The organism is Bradyrhizobium sp. (assembly GCF_030654605.1).
GTDB lineage: Bacteria > Pseudomonadota > Alphaproteobacteria > Rhizobiales > Xanthobacteraceae > Bradyrhizobium.
Window position 1 is genome coordinate 1 of the sequence record NZ_JAURXB010000184.1, and the last position, 6965, is coordinate 6965.

General features: G+C 64.7%; 7 protein-coding genes and 1 pseudogene. 6 read left to right on the forward strand and 2 right to left on the reverse strand.

Annotation, left to right across the window (positions count from 1 at the left end):
- The 3 genes and pseudogenes from Q7U29_RS16850 to Q7U29_RS16860 form a co-directional block, all read left to right on the forward strand.
- A pseudogene (locus Q7U29_RS16850) lies at positions 1 to 221 on the forward strand (glutathione S-transferase family protein); the annotation flags it as partial.
- A 32-nt stretch (positions 222 to 253) separates the two neighbouring features.
- Positions 254 to 955 carry an SDR family NAD(P)-dependent oxidoreductase gene (locus Q7U29_RS16855; RefSeq protein WP_304743370.1) on the forward strand — a complete coding sequence of 234 codons (702 nt, stop codon included), beginning with the start codon at positions 254 to 256 and terminating at the stop codon, positions 953 to 955.
- A 174-nt stretch (positions 956 to 1129) separates the two neighbouring features.
- The gene (locus tag Q7U29_RS16860) at positions 1130 to 1960 is read left to right on the forward strand and encodes an enoyl-CoA hydratase (RefSeq protein ID WP_304743372.1); all 831 of its coding nucleotides are present in this window, start codon (positions 1130 to 1132) and stop codon (positions 1958 to 1960) included.
- A 160-nt stretch (positions 1961 to 2120) separates the two neighbouring features.
- On the opposite strand, the gene Q7U29_RS16865 is transcribed toward Q7U29_RS16860, so the two are convergent.
- Together Q7U29_RS16865 and Q7U29_RS16870 are read right to left on the reverse strand one after the other, a co-directional pair.
- Positions 2121 to 2735, reverse strand: a complete 615-nt coding sequence (locus Q7U29_RS16865) for a GNAT family N-acetyltransferase (protein WP_304743373.1) — start codon at positions 2733 to 2735, stop codon at positions 2121 to 2123.
- Positions 2736 to 2909: 174 nt separating this feature from the next.
- The gene (locus tag Q7U29_RS16870) at positions 2910 to 3113 is read right to left on the reverse strand and encodes a DUF1127 domain-containing protein (RefSeq protein WP_304743375.1); all 204 of its coding nucleotides are present in this window, start codon (positions 3111 to 3113) and stop codon (positions 2910 to 2912) included.
- 115 nt (positions 3114 to 3228) lie between these two features.
- Here Q7U29_RS16870 and Q7U29_RS16875 point away from each other — a divergent pair, with 115 nt between their 5' ends.
- The 3 genes from Q7U29_RS16875 (at position 3229) to tcuB (ending at position 6733) form a co-directional block, all read left to right on the forward strand.
- On the forward strand, positions 3229 to 4128 hold the full coding sequence (locus tag Q7U29_RS16875) for a transcriptional regulator GcvA (protein ID WP_304743377.1): 900 nt from the start codon (positions 3229 to 3231) through the stop codon (positions 4126 to 4128).
- A 93-nt stretch (positions 4129 to 4221) separates the two neighbouring features.
- Entirely contained in the window at positions 4222 to 5619 is a 1398-nt protein-coding gene (gene tcuA / locus Q7U29_RS16880) for an FAD-dependent tricarballylate dehydrogenase TcuA (RefSeq protein WP_370691770.1), read from the forward strand.
- On the forward strand, positions 5606 to 6733 hold the full coding sequence (tcuB, locus tag Q7U29_RS16885) for a tricarballylate utilization 4Fe-4S protein TcuB (RefSeq protein ID WP_304743379.1): 1128 nt from the start codon (positions 5606 to 5608) through the stop codon (positions 6731 to 6733). Before tcuA ends, tcuB begins: the two co-directional genes overlap by 14 nt.
- Positions 6734 to 6965 lie beyond the last annotated feature (232 nt).

The window sequence follows — 6965 nt, forward strand, 5'->3', positions numbered from 1 at the left end:
AGCATTTCTGGCCCTGGACGCTCGCCAACGAAACCGCGCTGAAGCAGGGACTCGAGGAGTTCAGCGTCACGCTCGGCGACAAGGTCTGGACCCAGAAGCCGCAAAAATATCATGCGCGCTCGCTCGGGATGCTGCGCGCCAAATACGCCGAAGTCGCCGACAAGAGCACGCTCGACATGGTGCTGGCCGCCGCGGGTTGCCTTGCCGGATTGCGCGCCTAGATACGGATTCACCTGAAATCGAGGACTGCGCCATGGAATTGCCGAACTACAAGATCGCCCTGATCGTCGGCGCCGGCGAGGGTCTCAGCGCATCGCTGGCGCGGCTGTTCGCCAAACAGGGCATCCGCGTCGCCCTGGCGGCGCGCAAGATCGAAAAGCTCGGCGCGCTCTGCACCGAGACCGGGGCACGGGCCTTTGCCTGCGACGCCACCAATGCCGACGAGGTCGAGCGGCTGTTCGGGCTGGTCGAGCGCGAGATCGGGACGCCTGACATCGTCGTCTACAACGCCAGCGGCCGCGCCCGCGGCGCCTTCACCGATCTGGTGCCGGCGGAGGTCGCCCAGGCGATTTCGGTCAGCGCCTTCGGCGGTTTCCTGGTGGCGCAGCAGGCCGCGCAGCGAATGCTGCCGAACAAGCACGGCGCGATCCTGTTCACCGGGGCATCCGCCAGCGTCAAGGGCTATGCGCAGTCGGCGCCGTTCGCAATGGGCAAGTTCGCGCTGCGCGGGCTGGCGCAGAGCATGGCGCGCGAACTGTCGCCGCAGGGCATCCATGTCGCGCATTTCGTCATCGACGGCGGCATCCGCAGCGCGGCGCGCAGCGAGCCCGCCGACCGGCCGGATTCGATGCTCGACCCCGACGCGATTGCGCTGAGCTACTGGAACGTGCTGCAACAGCCACGCAGCGCCTGGAGCTGGGAACAGGAACTGCGGCCCTGGGTGGAGAAGTTTTAGTTTCGATGCAGCCGCATTTTCCGGTGTCGTCACCCGCGAAGGCGGGTGATCCAGTATTCCAGAGACGCCAGTGACAGGGCCGAGAAGCCGCGGCGTACTGGATCCCCGCCTTCGCGGGGATGACAACCTGCTTTTGATCGAAGGCGAGATAAACGCGCCAATGGGAAGGATGACATGGCCACCGAGATCACCATCGACACCGGCACCAACGAACTTCTGTGCGTCATCCGCGACCGCGTCGCCATCATCACGCTCAACCGCCCTGAGGTCCGCAACGCCATGTCGGACGAGCTGACGCCGGCGCTGCGCAACATGATCAAGGCCTGCGGCGAGAACCCGGATGTCGGTGCGCTGCTCATCACGGGCGCCGGCACCGCCTTCTGCGCCGGCGGCAACGTCAAGGGCATGGGCGCCCACCGCGACCCGAAGCGACTGGCAATGTCCTATGACCAGAAGGTCGCCGACCTGCAGGAACGCCAGCGGCTGCTGACCGGCGCGCTGGTGTCGGTGCGCAAGCCGACCATCGCGGCACTGCCCGGCCCCGCGGTCGGCGCCGGCCTTGCGCTGGCGATGGCCTGCGACATCCGCATCGCGGCGGAATCGGCGTTCGTCTCCACCGGCTATCTGCGGGTGGCGCTGTCAGGCGACTACGGCATCGCCTGGCTATTGACCCGGCTGGTCGGCACCTCGCGGGCGCGCGAATTGATGTTCACCTCCGACAAGGTCGAGGCGCGGCGCGCCGAGGCGATCGGCCTCGTCAACCGCGTGGTGCCCGACGCCGAGCTGCAGCAAGCCGCCTTTGCGCTGGCCAGATCGATGGCGGAGGGCCCGACCCTGGCGCTGCGCTACATGAAGGACAATCTCGACGAAGCCCTGTTGTTCGATTTCACCACCGCGCGCGACCACGAAGCGGAGCGGCTGGTCCGCCTGACGACGACGGCGGATCACAAGGAGGCGGTGCAGGCCTTCATCGACAAGCGCAAGGCGGTGTTTAAGGGAAGTTAGGCCGCGAAATCTGATCCCTCATGGTGAGGAGCACGTTGGCTGCGCCTTGGCGCTGCCGGCGTGCGTCTCGAACCATCTGGCACGTGGCCTGCTGCCATCCTTCGAGACGCCCGTCTCCGCTGCGCTTCGCCGGGCTCCTCAGGATGAGGGCGAGCAAGCTTCAAGCGGACACTTGCATCGCCATCTGCTGCGCCGCCAACCGCCAACTCGCGCAGGGAATTTCCTGCGGTGCACCGACGGTATGCTTTTCGAACCGCACCAGCTTCCAGTCGCCGGGCGAATGCGTGAAGGCGAAGCCGGACTTGCGGGCGAGGCCGATCATGGCGTCGTTGGAACGCAGCGTGTCGCCGAACAGCCTGTGGGCGCCGAAGGCCGCGGCGCGGCATTCCAGATTGCCGAGGAGCGCGGAGCCTATGCCATGGCCCTGCCAGCGGTCGTCGATCGACAGGCCGAACTCGAAACTGTCGGTCTCGGCGTCGAAGGCGTAGCGGGTTTCGCCGACGATGGTGTCGGCGCCGTCGATGCTCATCACCGCGACAACGCTGAAGCGGTCGGCCTGGCCGACATCGATGAATTGATCGAGCTGGGTTGCCGGCAATTCGCTGATGGCGCCGAGGAAGCGGTTGTAGCGGGAGCGGGTCGAGAGCGACCGGAAGTAGGCCTGCAGCGCCTCGGCATCACCAGGCTCGATGAAGCGCACCGTCACCGGCTCGCCGGTGCGCAACCGCAGGATATCCGAATGCTGCCGGAGATCGTCGAAGCGAAACGCGGTCATGGCTGGCTCCCGTTGGTCCCGAAAAGTCGTGGCCGGCGTCCCCCGAGGACAACACCGGGGCGCATGATCCGCCAAAGTGTGCGCGGTTTGGCGATCGGATCATGCGCACTTCAAATCGGAGCGCGACCGGGCGCAAAACCGGTCCCCACTTTTGCTGGTCGCGCTCCCCGGCGTTCAAGCCCGCCAGAACGGCTTTTCGGCCTCGTAGGCGATGTCGCTCCAGGACAGGCCGACATCGTGCAGGTCACGGGCGGACAGTTGAGCCAACTGGCGCCGGCTCTGCTGGCGCTCGTGCCAGATCCGGAGGGTTTCGATGGCTCGGGAAAAAATGCTCGATTGATGATGATTTATCATCGATTGGTGGGTCAATGTGGACATGGTCATCTCCTGAAGCTAGTTTGTTGGGTGGAATATCTGCCTGATCCACACTTCCGACAAACGACATTGCGTACCGCTTCGCATGAGATAAATTCATGCAATTGGGATGGCCAGAATGACTGCGAGACTGCCGTCGCTCAATGGATTGCGCGCCTTCGAGGCGGCAGCCCGGCACCTCAGCTTCACCCTTGCGGCGGCCGAGCTGAACGTCACCCAGACCGCGATCAGCCATCAGATCCGGCGGCTCGAGCTGGAACTCGGAACCAAGCTGTTCGTCCGGCAGAACCGCGCGCTGACCTTGACGGCGGAGGCCCAGGAATATCTCCCCGGCGTCCGCGCCGCGTTCAACGATCTCAAGCTCGCCACCGACCGGCTGCGGCGCAAGGACAGTGACCATGTGCTGACGGTCTCGACGCTGGCCTCGCTGGCCGCCAAGTGGCTGCTGCCGCGGCTGACCGCATTCCAGGAGGCGCATCCCGGCATCGATGTCCGCATCACCACCTCGACCAATCTGGTCGACTTCCAGCGCGACAATGTCGACGCCGCGATCCGCTACGGCCGCGGCCAATGGGCGGGGCTACGCGCCGATTGGCTGATGGCGGACGAACTTTTCCCGGTATGCAGCCCGGCCCTGCTGCAGGGAAGCAAGCCGCTGAAATGCCCGGAAGACCTCAAAAATCACGTGCTGCTGCACACCAGCAACGCCAATAGCGACGACTGGCGTTTGTGGTTGTGGGCGGCAGGACTGCCGGCCGATTTTTCCAAACAGCCGGGCGTCACCTTCGATCTCATCTTCATGACCGTGCAGGCCGCGATCGACGGGCTCGGCGTAGCGATGGGCCGCACCGCCTATGTGCAGGAGGACATCGCCAAGGGCCGGCTGGTGGTTCCCTTCAAGATCGCGCTGCCGACCGATGCCGGATTCTATCTGGTCTCGCCGGCGGGAAGAACGGATCCGCCGAAGCTGCAGGCGTTCCGGCAATGGCTGATTGCATCGGTGCAGAATAGACCCTGAGGAATATTCCGTCATGCGAGACGCATGCGACATCGTCGCATGGCTGTTTCCGCGCCGATTTGATTTCCATGCAAACAACGATAACAAGAGCGCATGGTGGATTTGAAACGCAGGTTCGATGTGCTGGTGATCGGCGGCGGCAATGCCGCGCTGTGCGCCGCGATCAGCGCGCGGCGGGCCGGCGCGTCGGTGCTGGTGCTGGAAGGCGCCCCGAAATTCTACCGGGGCGGCAATACCCGCCACACCCGCAACATGCGCTGCGCCCATGATGCCGCAACCGACATCCTCACCGGGCCCTATACCGAGCAGGAATTCTGGGAAGATTTGCAGCGCGTCACCGGCGGCGCGACCGACGAGGAACTGGCGCGGCACATGATCGCCGAGTCCAAGGATATCCTGGGCTGGATCGTCGAACAGGGCGTTCGCTGGCAGCCCTCGCTCGGCGGCACGCTCAGCCTGGGGCGGACCAATTCGTTCTTCCTCGGCGGCGGAAGGGCGATGCTGAACGCACTGTATCTGACCGCCGAAAAGCTCGGCGTCGAGATCCTCTACGACGCCGAAGTGCTCGACCTCGAGGTGGACAACGGCATGTTCCTGTCGGCCACGCTGAAGCAGGGCGACGCCGACGTCAGCGTCCGTGCCTCGACCCTGGTCGCCGCCTCCGGTGGTTTCGAGGCCAACATCGAATGGCTGAAACAATATTGGGGCGACGCCGCCGACAATTTCTTGATTCGCGGCACGCCCTATAACCGCGGCTCGATCCTGAAAATGCTGCTCGACAAGGGCGTGCAGGACGTCGGCGACCCCACCCAGTGCCACGCGGTGGCGATCGACGCCCGCGCGCCGAAATTCGACGGCGGCATCATCACGCGACACGACTCCGTGGTGTTCGGCATCGTCGTCAACAAGCACGCCACCCGTTTCTACGACGAGGGCGAGGACATCTGGCCGAAGCGCTACGCGATCTGGGGCCGGCTGGTCGCGGCCCAGCCCGACCAGATCGCCTACATCATCTTCGATGCCAGCGTGCGCAACTCTTTCATGCCGACGCTGTTTCCGCCGATCGAGGCGCCGACGATCGCCGAACTCGCGGCCAGATTCGAACTCGATCCGGCCGCGCTGGAAAAGACCATTGCCGACTTCAACGCCGCGGTGCGGCCCGGCACCTTCGACCATACCATCCTCGACGATTGCCGCACCGAGGGGCTGACACCGCCGAAGACGCATTGGGCGCGGAAAATCGAGACGCCGCCCTATTACGCCTATCCGGTACGGCCCGGCATCACCTTCACCTATCTCGGCACCCGCGTGAACAAGCAGGCGCGGATGCTGATGAAGGACGGCAAGCCTTCCGCCAACATGTTCGCCGCCGGCGAGATCATGGCGGGCAATGTGCTCGGCAAGGGCTACGCCGCCGGCATCGGCATGACCATCGGCAGCGTATTCGGGCGGATCGCGGGACGGGAAGCGGCGCAAAATGCACGGAACTAAAATCCTCGAGGAAGCCGACCGGCTGATGACGGTCTGCAATTCCTGCCGCTACTGCGAGGGCCTCTGCGCGGTATTTCCGGCGATGGAAATGCGCCGCGCGTTCTCCGACGGCGACCTCAATTATTTCGCCAATCTCTGCCATGGCTGCGGCGCCTGCTACACCGACTGCCAGTTCTCGCCGCCGCATGAATTCAACGTCAACGTGCCGCAGACGCTGGCGATCGCGCGCGCCGATTCCTACGCCGCCTATGCCTGGCCGCGCGCCTTTTCCGGCCTGTTCGCGCGCAACGGGCTTTCGATCAGCATCATCGCAGCCCTCAGCGTCGCAGCGTTCATTTTCGGCTTCGCTGCCTTCCACGACCGCCAGGTGCTGTTCGGTGTCCATACCGGCCCCGGCGCATTCTATAAATTGATGCCCCACAATGCGATGGCGGCGCTGTTCGGCGCGGCGTTCCTTTACGCGATCGTGGCGCTGGCGATGGGCGTGCGCGCGTTCTGGCGCGACATCGGCGAACCGCAAATTTTCGGGAAGGATTGCGGCATGCTGATCGACCCGCCCTCGATCTGGCAGGCGATCAAGGACGCCGGACAATTGCGCTACCTCGACGGCGGCGGAGTCGGCTGCGTCAACGAGGACGAACGGCCGAGCGACCTGCGCAAAATCTATCACCATCTGACCTTCTACGGTTTTGGATTGTGCTTCGCCTCGACCTCGGTGGCGACCGCGTACCACTACTTCTGGGCGCGCGAGGCGCCGTATCCGTGGTGGGATCTGCCGGTCGTGCTCGGCACGCTCGGCGGCATCGGGCTGCTGATCGGTCCCGCCGGCCTGCTCGCGGAAAAATGGAAGCGCGATCCTGTGCTGGTCGATCAGGCCCGGATGGGCATGGATGTAGCCTTCATCGTGATGCTGTTCCTGACCAGTCTGACCGGCATGGCGCTGCTGTTGCTGCGCGACACCGCCGCCATGGGCGCGCTGCTGGCGCTGCATCTCGGCGTGGTGTTCTCGCTGTTCATCACCATGCCCTACGGCAAGTTCGTGCACGGGATCTATCGTTTCGTCGCGCTGGTGCGCTATGCGCGAGAGCGGCGAATGATGGCGGGGACGGTATAGGTCCATCAACGTCATTGCGGCGCGGAAGGCCGCAACAATCAAAGACTGTCGTCGCCCGGCTTGACCGGGCGACCCAGTATTCCAGAGAAGCCAACGATAGAGCCGACAGGCCGCGGCGTACTGGATCGCCCGGTCAAGCCGGGCGACGACAGTCTTTGATTGTTGCGGCCTTCCGCGCCGCAATGACGTTGATGGACCTATACCGTCCCCGCCATCATTCGCCGCTCTCGCG

Excerpts from the sequence above, each read along its gene's own strand:
- Q7U29_RS16865 (WP_304743373.1), bottom strand. The coding sequence starts at position 2,735 with ATGACCGCGTTTCGCTTCGACGATCTCCGGCAGCATTCGGATATCCTG.
- Q7U29_RS16875 (WP_304743377.1), top strand. The coding sequence starts at position 3,229 with ATGACTGCGAGACTGCCGTCGCTCAATGGATTGCGCGCCTTCGAGGCG.
- tcuA (WP_370691770.1), top strand. The coding sequence starts at position 4,222 with ATGGTGGATTTGAAACGCAGGTTCGATGTGCTGGTGATCGGCGGCGGC.
- Q7U29_RS16860 (WP_304743372.1), top strand. The coding sequence starts at position 1,130 with ATGGCCACCGAGATCACCATCGACACCGGCACCAACGAACTTCTGTGC.
- Q7U29_RS16855 (WP_304743370.1), top strand. The coding sequence starts at position 254 with ATGGAATTGCCGAACTACAAGATCGCCCTGATCGTCGGCGCCGGCGAG.
- tcuB (WP_304743379.1), top strand. The coding sequence starts at position 5,606 with ATGCACGGAACTAAAATCCTCGAGGAAGCCGACCGGCTGATGACGGTC.
- Q7U29_RS16870 (WP_304743375.1), bottom strand. The coding sequence starts at position 3,113 with ATGTCCACATTGACCCACCAATCGATGATAAATCATCATCAATCGAGC.